At 56.5% G+C, this 17375-nt stretch carries 17 protein-coding genes; 5 read left to right on the top strand and 12 right to left on the bottom strand.

Translation table 11 applies throughout. The features are described 5' to 3' along the window. Positions 1 to 18: 18 nt before the first annotated feature. From AC097W_RS20555 to fliF, 7 genes are all read right to left on the bottom strand, one after another. Entirely contained in the window at positions 19 to 597 is a 579-nt protein-coding gene (locus AC097W_RS20555) for a flagellar basal body-associated FliL family protein (protein ID WP_479604498.1), read from the bottom strand. 120 nt (positions 598 to 717) lie between these two features. Then, the gene (locus AC097W_RS20560; RefSeq protein ID WP_479604499.1) at positions 718 to 1863 is read right to left on the bottom strand and encodes a flagellar hook-length control protein FliK; all 1146 of its coding nucleotides are present in this window, start codon (positions 1861 to 1863) and stop codon (positions 718 to 720) included. Then, on the bottom strand, positions 1860 to 2327 hold the full coding sequence (locus AC097W_RS20565) for a flagellar export protein FliJ (RefSeq protein ID WP_479604500.1): 468 nt from the start codon (positions 2325 to 2327) through the stop codon (positions 1860 to 1862). The genes AC097W_RS20560 and AC097W_RS20565 overlap by 4 nt, the downstream gene beginning before the upstream one ends. Before the next feature lie 37 nt (positions 2328 to 2364). Continuing rightward, positions 2365 to 3807: a flagellar protein export ATPase FliI gene (gene fliI, locus AC097W_RS20570; protein WP_479604501.1), complete on the bottom strand. Its 1443-nt coding sequence runs from the start codon at positions 3805 to 3807 to the stop codon at positions 2365 to 2367. Next, positions 3797 to 4483 carry a flagellar assembly protein FliH gene (locus AC097W_RS20575; RefSeq protein WP_479604502.1) on the bottom strand — a complete coding sequence of 229 codons (687 nt, stop codon included), beginning with the start codon at positions 4481 to 4483 and terminating at the stop codon, positions 3797 to 3799. Before AC097W_RS20575 ends, fliI begins: the two co-directional genes overlap by 11 nt. Continuing rightward, positions 4483 to 5484, bottom strand: a complete 1002-nt coding sequence (gene fliG / locus AC097W_RS20580) for a flagellar motor switch protein FliG (protein WP_479604503.1) — start codon at positions 5482 to 5484, stop codon at positions 4483 to 4485. The genes AC097W_RS20575 and fliG overlap by 1 nt, the downstream gene beginning before the upstream one ends. A gap of 21 nt (positions 5485 to 5505) precedes the next feature. Beyond that, positions 5506 to 7194, bottom strand: coding sequence for a flagellar basal-body MS-ring/collar protein FliF (fliF, locus tag AC097W_RS20585; protein WP_479604504.1), 1689 nt, complete (start codon positions 7192 to 7194; stop codon positions 5506 to 5508). Between the two features lie 223 nt (positions 7195 to 7417). Between fliF and fliE the strand changes: the two genes are divergently transcribed. Further along, on the top strand, positions 7418 to 7684 hold the full coding sequence (fliE, locus tag AC097W_RS20590) for a flagellar hook-basal body complex protein FliE (RefSeq protein ID WP_479604515.1): 267 nt from the start codon (positions 7418 to 7420) through the stop codon (positions 7682 to 7684). A 77-nt stretch (positions 7685 to 7761) separates the two neighbouring features. Here the strand turns inward: fliE and AC097W_RS20595 are convergent, their stop codons facing one another. The 4 genes from AC097W_RS20595 to AC097W_RS20610 all read right to left on the bottom strand — a co-directional run bounded on the left by AC097W_RS20595 (position 7762) and on the right by AC097W_RS20610 (position 10894). After that, a complete protein-coding gene (locus AC097W_RS20595; RefSeq protein WP_479604505.1) occupies positions 7762 to 8061 on the bottom strand; it encodes a flagellar protein FliT in 300 nt (99 codons plus the stop codon). 12 nt (positions 8062 to 8073) lie between these two features. After that, complete coding sequence (gene fliS / locus AC097W_RS20600; protein WP_479604506.1) at positions 8074 to 8499, bottom strand: flagellar export chaperone FliS; 426 nt, start codon at positions 8497 to 8499, stop codon at positions 8074 to 8076. 58 nt (positions 8500 to 8557) lie between these two features. Then, entirely contained in the window at positions 8558 to 9952 is a 1395-nt protein-coding gene (gene fliD, locus AC097W_RS20605) for a flagellar filament capping protein FliD (protein WP_479604507.1), read from the bottom strand. Between the two features lie 129 nt (positions 9953 to 10081). Further along, the gene (locus AC097W_RS20610) at positions 10082 to 10894 is read right to left on the bottom strand and encodes a flagellin N-terminal helical domain-containing protein (RefSeq protein ID WP_479604508.1); all 813 of its coding nucleotides are present in this window, start codon (positions 10892 to 10894) and stop codon (positions 10082 to 10084) included. A 352-nt stretch (positions 10895 to 11246) separates the two neighbouring features. Between AC097W_RS20610 and AC097W_RS20615 the strand changes: the two genes are divergently transcribed. Beyond that, on the top strand, positions 11247 to 12062 hold the full coding sequence (locus AC097W_RS20615; protein WP_479604509.1) for a flagellin N-terminal helical domain-containing protein: 816 nt from the start codon (positions 11247 to 11249) through the stop codon (positions 12060 to 12062). Positions 12063 to 12135: 73 nt separating this feature from the next. Further along, positions 12136 to 15888 carry an O-linked N-acetylglucosamine transferase, SPINDLY family protein gene (locus tag AC097W_RS20620; protein ID WP_479604510.1) on the top strand — a complete coding sequence of 1251 codons (3753 nt, stop codon included), beginning with the start codon at positions 12136 to 12138 and terminating at the stop codon, positions 15886 to 15888. A 13-nt stretch (positions 15889 to 15901) separates the two neighbouring features. On the opposite strand, the gene AC097W_RS20625 is transcribed toward AC097W_RS20620, so the two are convergent. Further along, positions 15902 to 16078, bottom strand: coding sequence for a hypothetical protein (locus tag AC097W_RS20625; protein ID WP_479604511.1), 177 nt, complete (start codon positions 16076 to 16078; stop codon positions 15902 to 15904). A 129-nt stretch (positions 16079 to 16207) separates the two neighbouring features. Between AC097W_RS20625 and AC097W_RS20630 the strand changes: the two genes are divergently transcribed. Both AC097W_RS20630 and AC097W_RS20635 read left to right on the top strand, forming a co-directional pair. Then, positions 16208 to 16897, top strand: coding sequence for an N-acetylneuraminate synthase family protein (locus AC097W_RS20630; RefSeq protein ID WP_479604512.1), 690 nt, complete (start codon positions 16208 to 16210; stop codon positions 16895 to 16897). Continuing rightward, positions 16879 to 17169, top strand: coding sequence for an SAF domain-containing protein (locus tag AC097W_RS20635; protein WP_479604513.1), 291 nt, complete (start codon positions 16879 to 16881; stop codon positions 17167 to 17169). Before AC097W_RS20630 ends, AC097W_RS20635 begins: the two co-directional genes overlap by 19 nt. The last annotated feature ends 206 nt before the right edge of the window (positions 17170 to 17375 follow it).

Consider the following 17375-nt stretch of genomic DNA (forward strand, 5'->3'; position numbering starts at 1 on the left):
TGGGTACCTGCTGCAACTTTACTGAACAATAAAGCTGGAAAACAACACACCGACAACGGGCATGTCCGAGTGGGCGTCTTTTTTAGCTGCTTTTTTCTTGGGCGCAGGCTCTTCGCTGCCATGCGCATCTTCACCACCGCCAAACGGAATCGACGCTTCTCTAAGAATGTCTTTCGCCAATTTACTCTTGCCTTCAGGGCTTAGCAACTCCTCAGCGGTTCGCTGAGAAATCAGCATGAGGACACCGCTACGAATCGTGGGCAGGAACGCCTTCACGGTATCTGACGCATGGGCATCCGCCACTTCCAGCGTAATTCCGATTTGGGCAACTTTCTCACCACCGGGGTCAGCAAGATTGACCACCATGTTGTCCAGCGGAAGATACGCAGGCGGAGTCTTGGGCCCAGAGTGCGCCGCAGCCTTTTCAGGCACGGCGTCTTCCCCTTCAGCCGCAGCGGCTCTCTGCTTGCTTATAAAGAAAAAAGCACCGCCCCCGCCCAATGCCAGGACCAGGACTGCGCCCAGAATGATGATCAGCATCTTCTTGCTCTTGGCGGGCGCTTTGGCGGTATCAGCGGCTTCGGGTTTCGCAGACAAAATAGTTCCTTGGTTACAGAGACGGCTCAGGCATTATTTGCCGCGCCGGGAAGAAGTAAAGCGCAAATAAAGAGTGGTAAACCCACTACCAACCGGGAATACTGACACATTTATAGCTGGTTAGACAAAAAGGTCCAACGCGCGGCCAACCGGGCCAGATGAAACCGGCCGCAAGCCCGCACTCAAGGGCTGCACGGATACGATGGACACTTGCCTTGCGCCCGGGCGCGGCTTGCGTTCTTGCGCGTCGGAATCCCCCGCACCTGAAGTGCCCACAGAAACGCCGGACAGAATCACGCCTTCGCGCTGCAACATGTCCTTCAAATGCAGACTCGCATTTTCCAGCACTTCGCGGGTCTGAATCTCATCCGTGCGAAACGCAATATGCGCCTCGTTGCCATGCATGCGAATGCTGACCTCCACCGGGTGGTCGCCCATACCGTCGAGCTTCATTTCAGCATTCTGGACATCATTCGAAATCCAGTAGGAAACCTGTTCAGCAACGTAGGCGTCCGTTGGAGAGACGGCCGCTGGCGCACCCATCCCGCATGAAGTGCTCATACCGGACGCGGTGGCAGGCTGTCCTGGCACTCCATCCGGGGTGCTCAACTTGAAAATCGATTTTTCCCGCAGCGGGTCTTCCCGACGGCCTGGCATTGCAGCGTTTTCCAGGACTCTGACCATCGCAAGCGGTGCGGCCTGGGCGTCCGCAACTCGCTCTGCAAGCGCCACGGTCTTGGCATCGGGCTGGCCCGTGATTGGTGCGACATTGGTCAAAGAGGCGGCTTCTTGACTTTGTTTCAATGCGGCATTTATTTGCCCTTTACCCCCCTTGGGAGAGAGCTCAGGTGCAACTTCGCCCATCCCAGCCAACAAACCAGGTGTGCTGCTGAGTGCTGCCACAGCACGGACCGGCTTTGCAACTAACGCGGAGCCTTCCGCAACCCCGGAGCCAGATGCGACATCAGCCGGTGTTTGCACGGGATTCCATTGCGAAGCCTGAGCAAGCAAGGCTGCGGCATCGACAGCCACGGGCAGCGTGTCCGACTGCGCAGCTGCTGCCATCTGCGAAGGTGTCAACCCGTCATCCGCCGGTACCGGCAGTGCTGCCGCAGAGGCGTCCAAGGAGGTCAAAATCGCCATGAAACCGCCCGGGGCGTCCGACGCGGGCTTGGCGCGGCTGCCCGTCTTGCCATTCGCGCCTGCCGCGTCTGATGTTGCGGCTGGTTTCGCACTCGTTTGGGTTGGTCCCATTTCAATCGTCATTGTGTTTCTCCACTCATGGGCAGCCGTCTGGTGCGTGCATGCAGCATGGCTGCAAATTCGTCGGTCTGTCGCTGGTCCCGTTGTTTCTGCGTGCGCTCCAAGGCAGCCTGCCGGTTTTTGAGGACCTGATTCAAGCCGGAGAGGCGAAACTCCGCTTGCAGCAGCGCCTTGTTCGCGATCTCAAGTTGGGCGTTCGTGCTGCTCATCACCCCCACCTGCAGGCCAATGGCTTGCTGCAGACGTTCCATAAACTGGTAATGGTGTCGAATGAGTTCTGCAGACAGTGCGCCCGATGCGGATCCCGTCCAGCGGGCATCCGTGTCACCCGCATACCCCTGCAACTGGCCCATCTGGTCTTGCACAAAACCCAAATTGCGCTTCACCCGCAACACCACTTTGACCGCGTCGTCCCTGTGGCGGGTGGCCTGTTCAATGGCCAAAAGAATGCTTCTTAACTGCGACATGGTGGCTTTGCCCCCCATTCGTCAGCCCGGTTGGTCTTCATAGGCCGCCCCCATGCAAAGAGGTGGCGGCGGCCATTTGGTCCAAAACTGCATCCATGGGTGCAGCCTCGTACATATCTTGTTGCAGAAACTGACCCATGCCATCGTGCAGGGCAATAGCCTCGTCCAGCGATGGGTCCGATCCATGGGCGTAAGCCCCAATCTGCACCAGATCCCGACCCCGTTCGTATTTGGAGTACACCGCCCGAAATCGGCGTGCCAGCTCAAAATGCTCACGCGACACCACGCTGTGCATGACGCGGGATGCGGACTGCTCAACGTCAATCGCAGGGTAATGGCCTGACTCCGCCAAGGTGCGCGACAACACAATGTGACCATCCAGAATGGCTCGGGCGGCATCGGCGATTGGGTCCTGCTGGTCGTCGCCTTCAGAAAGCACGGTATAGAAAGCGGTAATGGAGCCCACACCATTGAGGCCATTGCCACTGCGCTCAACCAACTGGGGCAGCTTGGCAAAGCACGATGGCGGATACCCTTTGGTAGCGGGTGGCTCGCCAATGGCCAGCGCAATTTCCCGTTGGGCCATGGCGTAGCGGGTGAGTGAGTCCATCAGCAACAAGACATGCTTGCCGCGGTCCCGAAAACCCTCGGCGATAGCCGTCGCATAGGACGCCCCCTGCATGCGCAGCAGCGGCGGCGCATCGGCTGGAGCGGCCACCACCACAGACCGGGCACGCCCCTCCACACCCAGAATATCCTCAATGAACTCCTTGACCTCACGGCCCCGCTCACCAATCAACCCGACCACAATGACGTCTGCCTGCGTATAGCGGGCCATCATGCCCAGCAACACGCTTTTGCCCACGCCGGAGCCAGCAAAAAGACCAATACGCTGCCCACGCCCTACCGTCAGCAAGGCGTTGATGGCCCGCACCCCCGTATCCAGGGCGACCCGGACTGGCGCACGGTCCATCGCGTTAATGGGTTTTCTATCCAGCGGCTTGGAAATGACATCCAGGATAGGCCCCAGACGGTCCATGGGCGCACCCTGGGAATCAACCACCCGTCCAAGCAGGCCATCACCCAAAGGCAAGCGCAACATGCCTGCGTGACCACCCAGATCCGCAGACACGGGCTCGCCGAGCCGAGGCACCGGCACATACGCCGCCGCAGGTGCCACACCGGCCCCGCTGGACAAGCCATGCACATCCCCTGCCGGCATCAAAAACGCCTTATCGCCCGAAAAGCCAACCACTTCTGCCAGCACCGGTTGCTGTGACTTCATCGATACCACACACTGAGACCCCACGGGCACCCGTATGCCGCTGGCCTCCAGCACCAGACCCGTCAGTCGGGTCAACGTGCCCCGCACTTCCAGCGAACTGTCGCGCGCCACACTGTGCTGGGCACGGTGCAGAAACTCCTGCCACTTGGCAGCGGAGCCAATCGTTTCAGCGGCGTCTATGGCTTCAGCGTCCATCTTCAGACTCGACCCAAGCTGATTCGAGACCCAGGCTGGCTACAGCGCGCGCCCAGCGCTTTTCCAGCGTTCCATCCACCACGGTGCCTGCCGACTCCACCAGGCATCCCCCGCGGGTAATCGAGGCTTCGCCGAGCAACGTCAGCGCCAACCCGGCAAATTCCTGGCGCAGCACGTCATCCAGCACACCCAGATCCTGCGGATTCATGCGCACCACGGCGGCCTTGCTGTCCACGGCCAGAACTCCCAGTGCTTCACGAATCACTGGTTGCAATGCATTGGGGTTGGTAGACAACTCGTGCCGCAACACCTGGCGGGCCAGTTCACACGCCAGTTCCAGTACGCCTTTAGCCATAACTTGCTCGGCTTCTGCAATCTGCGCCTGTGCCGACTCGAACAGCTGGCCAAAACCGCGCGCGGTTTCCTGCCCCTGTGAACTGATGTAGTCATCAATCCGGCGGTTACCCTCCATGGTGGCCTGCGCATGGCCTTGCGCAAATCCTTCGGCGTAGCCCGACTGGCGCAGCACGCTCTCTTTGGCCTGATCTTCAGCCGCTTCCTGCGCCTTCAGCTTGGCGGCAAAGCGCACAGACGCCTGGTCCACTGCGCCAAAGTTCCAGTCCACTACGGCACCCAGTTCTTCGCCCGGGATAAAACGGTTATGCGCGCGCGTCATCAGACCATGGCGTCATCGCCACCTCCGCCGCCCACCACAATTTGCCCTTCGTCGGCCAAACGGCGCACGGTCTTGAGGATCTCTTTCTGCTGGGCTTCCACCTCGGACAGGCGCATGGGACCGCGCGACTCCAGGTCTTCCCTCAGGGTGGCCGCAGCGCGCGACGACATGTTGGCCAGGATCTTTTCCTTGAGTTCGGGTTGCGCGCCTTTGAGCGCCACGATCAGCACATCCGAAGAAACCTCCTTGAGCACCATCTGGATGGCCTTGTCGTCGAGCTTCATCACGTCGTCAAACACAAACATCTTGTCCATGATCTTCTGCGCCAGATCCGCATCGTGGTTGCGAATGGACTCGATCACCGTGCCCTCAATGGCAGTGCCCATCAGGTTGATCATTTCGGCTGCCGTCTTGACACCTCCCAGGGAGGACTTGCGAATCTTGTCGCCGCCCGCCAGCACCTTGAACAACACCTCATTGAGGTCTTTCAAAGCGGTGGGTTGAATGCCTTCCATGGTGGCAACACGCAGCATCACTTCATTGCGTTGGCGTTCCGTCAGATTTTTCAACACATCCGCAGCCTGGTCGTAATCCAGGTGCACCAGAATGGCGGCCACGATCTGGGGGTGTTCGTTGCGCAGCAGTTCGGCAACAGACAGCGGGTCCATCCATTTCAGGCTCTCAATCCCCGAAACATCTCCACCCTGCAAAATGCGGTCAATCAGCAGCGCTGCCTTGTCATCGCCCAGTGCCAGCTTTAATACCGAACGAACATAGTCGCCGGAATTCGATACCAGCAAACTTTGAGACGCCGCCACGCCGGTAAATTTTTCCACCACTTCATCCACCCGCTCACGGGTGATCTGTGTGGTCTTGGCAATGGCCTCACCCAATTTCTGGACCTCTTTGGGGGAAAGGTGCTTGAAAACCTCGGATGCTTCTGCCTCGCCCAGAGACATCATCAGAATTGCCGCGTTTTGTAATCCGTCGTCTTGTGCCATGGTGCTATTTTGCGCTGTGTATCAGGCCGGCGCTTCGCCGTTGATCCACGTCTTGACAATATTGGCCACTGCCGCCGGGTTGTCGCGGGTCAGTTTGCGTGCATCCTCCAGGCGCAACTCCCCTGCCGAAGCCTGCGAGGGCTCATTGCTTTCCCGTGGGGCTGCGAGTTGTGGGCGCTCAGGCTGGTCGGCCTCAATGGCATCGAGCTGGTTGACACGCGCATTGGCAGAGCCTCCGGCAGAAGCCGGTGCCTGCATCAGGTTCTTCATGGCGGGGCGAATCACGCCCAACAGCACCAAAGCCGCAAACAACAGGGTTCCCACCGGCCACGCAAAGCTGCGGGCAATGTCCATCACCTCGGGTTGGCGCCACAGCGGAATATCGGCAATCTCGATCTTGTCGGACACAAAGGCCGCGTTCATCAGGTTGACGGAGTCGCCCCGGTCCTTGTTGAAGCCCACGGTTTCACGCACCAGCGCCGTCATTTTTTCGATCTGTGCATCGGTCAGCGGCGTGCTGGTGGTTTTGCCCTTGTCGTCGGTGGTAACCCGGTTGTTCACCACCACGGCGGCATTGATGCGCTTGATGACGCCCGTCGCCCCTTTCACCACCCGAACGGTCTTGTCGACCTCGTAGTTGATGATCGACTCCCGTTTGGAGCCCGTGGAGCCTGACTGTCCGTTGGCGGCCAATGGCTGGGCTGCGCCATTGATGGGTGCGGAGCCCTGCGCGGGCGGCTGGTTGCTGGTGGCACCCGGCACACCGGCTGGTGGCTGGCTTGCGGCAGCGCCGCTGGAGCTTTCCACCACCTGCTGGCTGCGAATGGCACCCACTTCAGGCGCCTGGTTGGGCTTGTGCGACTCGGTGGTGGACTCGGTTTGGGAAAAATCGACCTCGGCCGTGACCTGCGCCTTGACGTTCTGTCGACCCACAATGGGCTCCAGAATGTCCAGGATGCGGCGGTTGTACTGCTGCTCAATTTGCTGCGCGTACTGCAGTTGCTCGGCGTCGCTGCCCAAGACACCACCGGAACCGTCGGTTGGAGTGGACAGCAGTTTGCCGGTGTCGTCCAGCACGCTCACCGCAGACGGCGTCATCTCCGGCACGCTGGATGCCACCAGGTGAATGATGCCCGCCAGCTGAGCACGGTCCAGCGTGCGCCCGGGGTGCAGGCTCAGCAAAACCGAGGCAGACGGCTTTTGCTGCTCCCGAAAAAAACCATTCTGATTGGGCAGTGCCAGGTGCACCCGTGCGTTTTGCACCGATGCCAGCGCCTGTATGGAGCGCGTCAACTCGCCTTCTAGACCGCGCTGAAACGTCAACCGCTCCTGAAACTGCGTCATGCCAAAGCGGTTGGCCTCCATCATCTCGAACCCGTTGACCGAACCCTTGGGCAAACCCAGGGAGGCCAGTTTGAGTCGCACATCATGCACACGGTCTGCCGGTACCAAAATGGCGCCACCGCCTTCGGTGTACTTATAAGGAACGTTCAGGGTACCCAGCTGGGCAATCACGGCACCGCCGTCTTTGTCGGCCAGATTGGAGTACAGCACCCGCCACTCGGCTTGCCGGCCCATCACCAGGCCCACCACACCAATGGCTACAAACAGCAGCACGCCCAGCGCCAGGCGCAAGCGCTGGCCTTGGTCAAGCCCGGCCAGACGCTGGCCGATGGTGGGATTTACAGGGATGGTGGCAACTGACGGCATCTTGCTTTCCGGTGCAGTGGGGCGCGAATCGCCTCACGAATGGGACTGATTATTCGACCCCCCTCCGAAAACATTAGGGTAATAAGCACCCGCTTTACCCACCAATTCAAAATAATGGCCAACGCAAGCGGGTTATACGATCGCAGCACCCTACTTCACAGGGGAGGACTGTATGGATTTCAAGCTCACACCGGTATCAATGCCCACCACGATTCGCCCCAGCATGGGCGTGCGGCCCAGCGCCTCTGGCGGAGCCGAAGGCGTGGGTGGCGGGTTTTCAGGCGCTCTGAAAAGCGCACTGGGGTCTGTGAGTGCCACACAGAACGAGGCAACCCGCCTTCAGCAGGAAGTGCAGATGGAAAACCCCAAGGTCAGCCTGGAAGAAACCATGGTGGCCATTCAGAAGGCCCAAATCGGCTTTCAGGCCACGCTGCATGTGCGCAACCGCATGGTGCAGGCGTATACCGACATCATGAACATGCAGGTGTGAGGCTCAGCTATTTACAAGCAAAATTGGCCTCTAGCCCCCGTAGCTATTGCGCAGGAAGCTATCAAATACGTAGCAATTTAGTGCAGTAACTGGCGCGGCGCATCGAACGCCTGCTCGCAGTGGGCCAGCCATGGCTCGGCCAAATAGCGAATTTGAGCATCGTTTTGGAGGATGCGTTGCATGATGCGGGTCTTCTCGGAGCGTTGGGCGGGCAATAGCTCTTCAGTACGCGCCTTCAGGCGAAGTTGCTCAATCAAGATGGCGCACGTGCCTTCGAACTCCACCACGCGATCCCAATCTTCAGACTTGGCTGCGCTCAGCATTTTGAGGCTGCTGTCTTCGATGGCTTTGTAATAGTCAATCAGCAGTTGGCTCACTTTTGTTCTCCTTCAATTCTTGTAGGACTGCACAATGGCCTCGCCCCTGATTTGACTCCAGCTGTCGGCTACCGGCTTGATGAGGTTGATGACTTCCTCAAGCGGCGCAACATCATTGCGCAAGTTGGCTTCCGTAGTCTTAAAAATGCAATAGTCATACAAGCGGCGCAAATTGCTTGCCAGCTCGCCCCCCCTATTGGCATCCAATCCGGCCTTGAGGCCCTCTTCCAGAATGCGAACAGCGCGGCTGATGGCACGTCCCTTGGCGGGGATATCGCCGCTAAGAATAGCCCCTTTTGCCGTGCTCAAAGACTGCTGCAGCCCATCGAACAACAGGGCAACTAACTGGTGTGGATTGGCACCGGTTACGGATGTTTCCAAACCAACGCTTTTATAAGTATTTGCTGAACGCATGCTGACGGGTGTAAACATTTTCATTGGCTCCTTGTGTGTCGCATGCTATCTATATCGGCACACCCACAAGGAAATTAAGCGATTACGCCTTATTCCATACGGCAAGTTGTGCCGTTACAAATGAACTCAGACCGCTCATCTGGGCCATCTGGGCATCCAGCGCTGAATACTGCTTGTACAGCTGCGCTTCGACACGGGAAGCATTTTCATTGACCCGGTCCTGGTCCTTGGAATTGCGGGTAATCGACGCCTGCAAGGCGGTCGATTTATTGGTGATCCGGCCGTCAAATGCCACCATGGCTCGGGAAAAATCGCGCACCTTCAATCCAAAACCATTGGTCAACGGATTGGCATTGTCAGCGGTGAATAAATTTTTTAAATTCGTCAGATTCTGCTGCGCGCTGGTCAACTTGGTTGAATTGATTTTGAGCGAGCCGTCGGTCTGGCGCTCGATCCCAACATCTGACAACCCGGCAAACGTTGACCCCACGCTACTGGACCCCAGCATAGACCGGATGGCACTCTGCAACCCCAGCGTGGTTGCATCGCCCTGCAGCGGCCCCCCGGTCTTGGTTGCAGCAACATATTTGGTTGCATCCGCAATCGTCGCATTCAACGTGTTGTAGGCGTCCACAAAGCTCTGAATATTTTTTTGAACCACATCCAGATCGTTCGCGATGGTGATGTCGGCTGGCGCAGTCGTCAACTGATTTAGCTGCAGATTGACACCCGGCGTAACATTCGACATGGTATTGGTGGCGGAGCTAATGTTGACACCATTAATGTTCACCTTGGCGTCCAGAGCAGTTTGCCCCACAAAAGCGGCACCATCTGACGGATTGGTGAAACCAAATGCGGCGAGCCCCGGGTTTGCCGGGTTATTGAGGCGAAAGCCCGCCGCTACGCCGGTTGAAGCAGACCGAATGACCAGGCGCTCATTGGCTCCGTCACGCAAAACGGTGGCGGTAACCCCTGCACTGGCGGAATTAATTTTACCGGCGATGGTGCTGATGGTGTCTCCAGCAACAATGCTGATGGGCACACTGGTGCCCGGGGTAAACACGGGCGGAGCGGCACTATTCCAACTACCGGCTTCAATTTGCAAGGTACCCGTGGCGCCCACCGCTGTGCCCGCTGCAAAACCCACCGATGCAGCTGATTGGGCCCGCGCCAATTGCTGCACGCTGACCGAAAGGACAGCAGGAACAGCGCCGGACCCCGCCGAAACGCTGACGGCCGCGGCATTGGATGAAGTCGCCTTTTGGGCAGTCCAACCACCGGCCCCTGCCAGCACTGCAGCCGCATCACCCAATGCAGAAACCTGCGACTTGATCGTGCCATACAGACTTAACTGCGTCTGAATTTTGGTCGCGGTCGTCTGAAGCGCTTTCAATGGCTGCTTCTCAATCGCTACCAGTTGGGTCACGATGCTCTTCACATCAAGACCACTTCCAACGCCTGCAGAAGAGATTGCCATGATTGACTCCAGTTACTTGGCCAGTCTAAACCAACCGATACCCATATGACAAATGGCGGCGCCGGGTGTACCCCTGCGCCGCCATGCCACTACCCTTTAAGTACGCCTATCAACGTACCGTTGGCCGCTTTACCGCAAGAGTGCAAGCACACTCTGTGGTGCCTGGTTGGCTTGGGCCACCATCGCGGTGCCGGCTTGCTGCAACACTTGAGCGCGTGACAGGTTGGCCGTTTCCTGAGCGTAGTCTGCGTCCATGATTCGGCCCCGTGCCGCTGCGGAGTTCTCAGAAGACACCCGAAGGTTGCTGATCACTGTGTCAAAGCGATTTTGGGTGGCACCCCATGTTGCACGGGCCGTAGTGACCGCATTGATATCCGCATCCAGTTTAGAAATCTCGGCAAAAGCCGTGCTGGTTGCGGTTCCCAAGGAAACGCTAGATCCGCTGAAGCTGGACGATGTAACCGAGATTTGATCGTTTGCAGCGACTGCATTGGCTCCGACCTGGAAGGTAAATGTTGCAGCTGCAGTGCCGATAACGGTTTGGCCATTGAATTGGGTGGCGGTGGTTACGCGTGTATTTTCTTTCGCCAGCAACTGATACTCACTATCCAGTGACGCAATGTCGGTAGATGTGTTGGTGCCGTTGGAGGCTTGCACTGCCAACTCCCGCATACGCTGCAGGTTATTGGAGATTGCGCCCAAGGCGCCCTCTGCCGTCTGGGCCAGGCTAATTGCATCGTTGGAGTTGCGGATGGCAACGTTCATGCCACGGGTCTGTGAGTTCATCCGTTCGGCAATCGCGAGGCCAGCGGCGTCGTCCTTGGCGCCATTGACCCGTAAGCCCGAAGACAGGCGTGCCATGGAAGTGGACAGGGAATTCGCCGAACTGGCCAGATTGCGCTGGGCGTTCATGGAATTGATGTTGGTGTTAATCGCTGACATGGAAGGCTCCTTTTTTGCTACATAAATCTGGCGTCATTGCCGATCGCGTTGCCAACTTAGGGCTAACCCCCTGGGACTGCGCTCTTACAAGACCTAACCGGATGACGTGCCCTTGATAGGACCCGTTGATTTGTTTTCGGTACGGTATTGCGAGAACTTGAGCCCAATTTTTAAAAAATCCGCTATTGAATATGGCAAAAAGGTGGGAAATGCGGGGGATTTACCCTTTTCATTGGGCGAATGCGATGTGCTGGCATCAGCAAAATTCACCCATCGTTTAACCAAGTCAGCATGGTGCTGGCAATGAATGGCAGCAATGCCGGATTCACATTCAGCTTAAAAGGAGCCTTCCATGTCCGCGATTAACACCAACATCAATTCCATGACCGCCCAGCGCAATCTGGCCAGTTCGGCGAACTCACTGTCCACCTCCATGGCGCGCCTGTCTTCGGGCTTGCGGGTGAACAGCGCCAAGGACGACGCCGCCGGTCTGGCCATTGCCGAACGGATGAATGCACAGACCCGTGGCATGAACGTGGCCATTCGCAATGCAAACGACGGGATCTCCCTAGCGCAGACGGCGGAGGGTGCCCTGGGCGCCATCTCCAATAACCTGCAGCGTATGCGGGAGTTGGCGGTGCAGGCATCCAACGGCACCAACAGCTCAACCGACATTCAGTCGCTGGACAATGAGTACCAGTTGCTAAAACAAGAGAACACCCGTGTCGCTACAGCCACCCAATTTAATGGTCAAACCGTTATCGGTACTGCCGCAGCAACATTCTCCTTCCAGGTCGGAGCCAATGCAGTCGCTGCAAACGACCAGTTGTCGGTAACTTCAAGCAGTTTCAGCGGATCCAGCGTTTCCTTGGGCTCCGCCACCAGCACCGCATTTGCCGAGATATCTAAACTGGATGCGGACATCAATGCGGTCACTTCGGCACGCGCCACTTGGGGTGCTACGCAAAATCGCTTTGACACGGTGATCAGCAACCTGCGGGTGTCTTCTGAGAACTCAGCGGCGGCACGGGGTCGCATCATGGACGCAGACTACGCTCAGGAAACGGCAAACCTGTCACGCGCTCAAGTGTTGCAGCAAGCCGGTACCGCCATGGTCGCCCAAGCCAATCAGACGCCACAGAGCGTGCTCGCTCTGCTGCGCGGTTAACCACACGTTGAATCGCGTTAAAGTCGCGCCTGTGCGAAGGGATTCCAAGCACGACTAACAGCCAAGGGGCCAAATGACAGGCGCAAAATTCAAAGCAGACCGCCAACGCAGCCCGCGCGGGCAAGATATAAAAACGTTGACGGCGCTTTTTCAAAGTGGCCGTGTGGAAGACGCGAAATCAGCAGCCCAAGCGCTAATCACTCAATACCCCAAGCATGGATTTGGCTGGAAGGTATTGGGGGTCATTCACCAAGACCAGGGCAACCACGCCGAGTCACTGATTGCGACTCAGAAAGCGCGCTCCTTACTCCCAAACGATGCTTCTGTGCACAACAACTTGGCCACCGCCCTCCTCGGGTTAGGTCGCATGGAAGAGGCTGAAGCGTGCATCCAAAAGGCGCTCGCCATAGCGCCCAATTATGTCAAGGCATTGAACAATTACGGATCGTTGCTGCGCCACCAAGGCAAACACGCGCAAGCCGAAACCTTTTTCCGGCGGGCGTTGGAGGCCGACCCGGATAACGCACTGACCCACATCCGGTTAGGCAACGCGCTGGAATTGCAAAACAAACTGCACAACGCCCATGAGAGCTATCGGGCGGCACTGGACATTGACCCGGCAATGAAGTTTATCCACAGTGATTTGCTTCACCTCATGAGTCTCGATGCTGAAATTGGACCGCAACAGCTTTTTGCCGAGCATCGTGCATTTGGCGAACAGTTGGAGGCCATGGTGGGTACCAAGCGCCTGCCTCATACAAACTCCAAAGAAGCTACCCGCGCGTTAAAGGTTGGTTTTGTCACCGCAGACCTCTACGACCACGCATTGGCAAACTATTTTGAACCCCTGTTTGGACATTTGATCGACAAGCAAGAACTGTCCATCTACATCTATTACAACAACACGCAATCGGACTTGGTGACAAACCGGTTGCGAGACTTTTTGCGTAACTGGCACGCCGTCAGCGAACTCAGTGACGACGAATTGGCCGCAAAAATTCGCGACGATGGCATCGACATCCTCGTTGACTTAAACGGCCACACCGTATTGAATCGATTGCCGGCATTTGCACAAAAACCCGCACCCGTTCAAATGAGTTGGTTAGGCTACCTTGGAACGACCGGCCTTCGCGCCATGGACTATTACGTTGCGGATTCCTATTGGATACCTCCCGGCAAACTGGACTGGCAATTTACCGAGAAGCTGGCCTACCTGCCCGCCGTGGTGGCCTTTGAGCCGAACCACTTCTCGCCACCGGTCAACCCGCTGCCAGCGCTAAGCAATAGATACGTCACTTTTGGTAGCTTTAACCGTCAAAATAAGATTAACCCCCCCGTCGTTCGCACATGGTCGACGCTGCTGAAGCGGTTCCCTGACTCAAAAATGGTTCTTGGGGCCATACCGCAGGAGCACCAAGACAATATTGCGAAGTTATTTGAGCATGAGGGAATCTCCAATACCCGCCTGACTTTTTTTGGGCGGATGTCACAGACCGATTACCTTGCACTCCACCACAAGGTGGATTTTTGCCTGGACACGTTCCCATTTGGCGGTGGCGCAACGACTGCCCATGCCGCATGGATGGGTGTGCCAACCTTATCCCTGGCCGGAGAAACACCCGCCAGCCGCTTTGGTGCCACCGAAATGCACCACCTCGATTTGGACACGTTTATTGCGACCAGCGAGGACGAGTTCATCGCCAAAGGCACCTATTGGGCAGAGCACACAGCAGAGCTTGCAGGTATTCGACAAACCCTGCGCACGCGCTTTGAAGCGTCACCCCTCGGGCAATACCAAGCGTTTGCGGATGATTTTGAAGCGATGTTGCGAGCCATGTGGCTACGCTGGTGCGCGGATGTGCCACCTACGGCGCTGACCGCCGATGAAATTACGAGCCATGTTGTGGTTAACCAGCCCGTCACATGCATCGATCCGCCCGTCAAAGACCTGCGCACACTAAACCGACTGTTTGGACACATGGAGTACGCAAGGGCCGAGTTACTGGCCAAAGAGTTGATCGAAAAGTATCCGCAGCACGGGTTGGCAAGGAAGATTCATGGCTCCACACTGCACCACCTAGGACGCTTGGACGAGGCCTTGGCGACACACAAAGCCACCGCAGAAGCACGCCCTGACGACTACGAAGCGCACTTCAACCTTGCCGCCGAATACCATCAGCAAGGTATGCTGGATGAGTCTGTCAAAAGCTACATTCACGCCATTGGGTTGCAGCCCAATAACCCCAATGCGTACAACAATATCGGCAATATCTTCAAAACCATGGGGTTATTCCCGCAGGCCGAACTGTACTGTCGGCAAGCCGTCACGCTGCAACCCAACATGGCGCGCGCGCACAACAACCTCGGCAATGCCCTTCATGCGCAGGGGAAGTACACCGAGTCAATTGCCAGCTACCAGCAAGCGCTGGCGCTTAAGCTGGACTGGGCCGAGGCCTACAACAACTTGGCCATCACGCTCAAAGACCAGGGCCACAGCAGCGAGGCACAGCAAACCTTTCACAAAGCATTGCAGCTGAAGCCGGACTGGGCTGCTGCACACAGCAATTTCCTGTATTGCCTGAGCCTTGACGTTCACACAACGCCCGATCAATTGCACGCAGAGCACCGGGCGTTTGGGCAAAAATTCGAGCCCGCCTTGCAAAAAGACTGGCCGCCACACACAAATGCCATGGACCCCACCAGGGTGATTCATATTGGTTTTGTGTCGGGAGATCTCTATGACCATGCACTGGCCAACTTTTTTGAGCCCGCGTTTGAATTCCTGGCTCAAAAGCCCGATCTTGTCCTGCACGCGTATTACAACCATATTTATGATGATGCAGTTACCAAGCGCATGCGCAACAGTTTTGCGTACTGGCACTGCGTGGCCGACCTGACCGACGGCGATTTAGCGAACCGCATTCGTGCAGATGGCATTGATATTTTGTTCGATCTCTCAGGCCACACCGCACACAACCGTTTGCTCACATTCGCACGAAAACCGGCCCCCATTCAGGTGAGTTGGCTTGGCTATTTGGGGACCAGTGGCCTTTCAGCCATGGACTACTATTTGTGCGACACATTTTGGATCCCGCCGGGCGACCTGGATTGGCAGCTATGTGAAAAACCTGCCTACATCCCGTCGGCCGTCACGTTCAAACCAAGCCCGCATGCGCCGCTCGTAAATGCCCTGCCCGCACTAGTCAATGGGTACATTACTTTTGGAAGCTTCAACCGCACCAACAAACTCAATCCATCGGTTGTTGTGCTGTGGTCCATGTTGCTGCGGAACATTCCCGATGCAATGATGGTTTTTGGCGGCATTCCGACAGAAAGCCAATTGGAGCTATTCCATCGTTTTGCTGATGAAGGCATTGCCCCAGACCGCCTGACGTTTTTCCCGCGCGCCAATTTGCAAGAGTATTTGACACTCCACCACCAGGTTGATTTTTGCTTGGACACATTCCCCTATGGTGGTGGCGCCACAACTGCCCACGCGGCATGGATGGGAGTACCGTCTTTATCACTCGCTGGAGAAAGCCCGGCAAGCCGCTTTGGTGCCAGCACCTTGCACCATCTGGGGCTGGATGACTTTATTGCTACCAGTATCGAGGACTATTTGGCCAAGGGCCTTTATTGGAGCGAACACATCCCCGAACTCGCGGCCATTCGTCAAAGCCTGCGTGATCGATTCAGTCAATCCGACCTTGGCCGACATGCTGCATTCGCGGACAACCTGCACGCCATGTTGAGAACGATGTGGACGCGCCAATGCGACGGTTTGCAGCCTGCCATGCTGCAAATTGGGCAGGCGCTCATTTCCTGATGAATTTTTTGGGTTAAAACCAAAGCTGAAGCGAAAAAGCAGGGTTGTTGCCGTTTTGAAAGTGTTCGGCAACCATCCCAAGCGCAGCCCCTCCAACAGCCACGTTGATCCCAAAAAAACTATTGAAGAGCAATTTGATCTGATCCGGGTTTGTGACCCTGGTAGATTTCCCGCATTCTTTGAATTGCATGGTCACAAATACGTTATCCGTTTGGAAAAAGCCTGATGCCTGAAACTATAACTATTGAAGGGCGCGTCGTTGGGGCAGAAATGCTGCCCTACGTCATCGCCGAAATGTCTGCCAACCAAAACAGCCATATTGGAACCGCGTTCAAAATCATCGAAGCAGCCAAAAAAGCGGGGGGCCGATGCCGTCAAGCTGCAAACCTATCGTCCTGACACCATCACGCTGAACTGCGACTCTGAAGACTTTGGCATCCACGGCGGCCTGTGGGACGGCCGTACGCTTTATGACTTGTACCAAGAAGCCCACCTGCCGTGGGAATGGCATAAACCGCTTTTTGAACTTGCCCGTAAACTGGGCATTGCCATCTTCAGCTCGCCCTTTGACAATACCGCCGTTGACCTGCTGGAAGATCTGAACGCTCCGGCCTACAAAATTGCGTCCTTTGAAGCTGTTGACCCCGCACTGACCAAATACGTGGCCAGTACAGGCAAGCCCATGATCATCTCTACCGGCATGGCCGATGCGGATGAAATACAAAAGGCCATCGACGCTGCCCGCGCAGGCGGCTGCAAAGAGCTGGCTGTGTTGCACTGCGGCAGTGGCTACCCCGCACCCGCAGAAGACTACAACCTGCGCACTATTCCTCACATGATCCAACGCTTTGGCTTGGTCACAGGCTTGTCAGACCACACCCTAGACAACACCACCGCCATCACCAGCGTTGCTATGGACGCGTCGATCATTGAAAAACACTTCACGCTTGACCGCACCGCAGCGGTGGCGGGCCGGATGATAGTTTTTCTTTGGAACCGGCTGAATTAGCTGCGCTATGCCGTGATACTAAAACCGCCTGGCAAGCACTCGGCGCAATTGACTATGAAAGAAAAAGCAGTGAGCAAAGGAATGTAATATTTAGGCGGTCACTTTACTTCGCAAAAGATATACAAATTTGTGAGATTATTACTAGCGATGCAATTAGGAGTATTAAGCCTGGGCATGGTTTGCCACCAAAATTTCTTGACAAAGTTGTTGGCCAAGTAGCAAAAAGAAAAATATCATCAAATCAGCCTGTGACTCTTGATTTGCTACCATGATAAATTCATTTATTCATTAAATACAAAAAAGGCGGATTCAAGCACGAAGTGCAACTTTGATTAACCAAAGTAAGGAGGCTGAGGATGTTTGTAAGCGCGCGGCAAACCCATATTGACCGCGGCCCTGCAGTGGTGGTGACAGTCAGGGTGACGCGGTTGGCGGCGTCCAGCGATGTGGCAGCAACTCGCCAATCATGCTGTTGCGC

It is taken from the genome of Rhodoferax sp. GT1R46 (genome assembly GCF_056521285.1).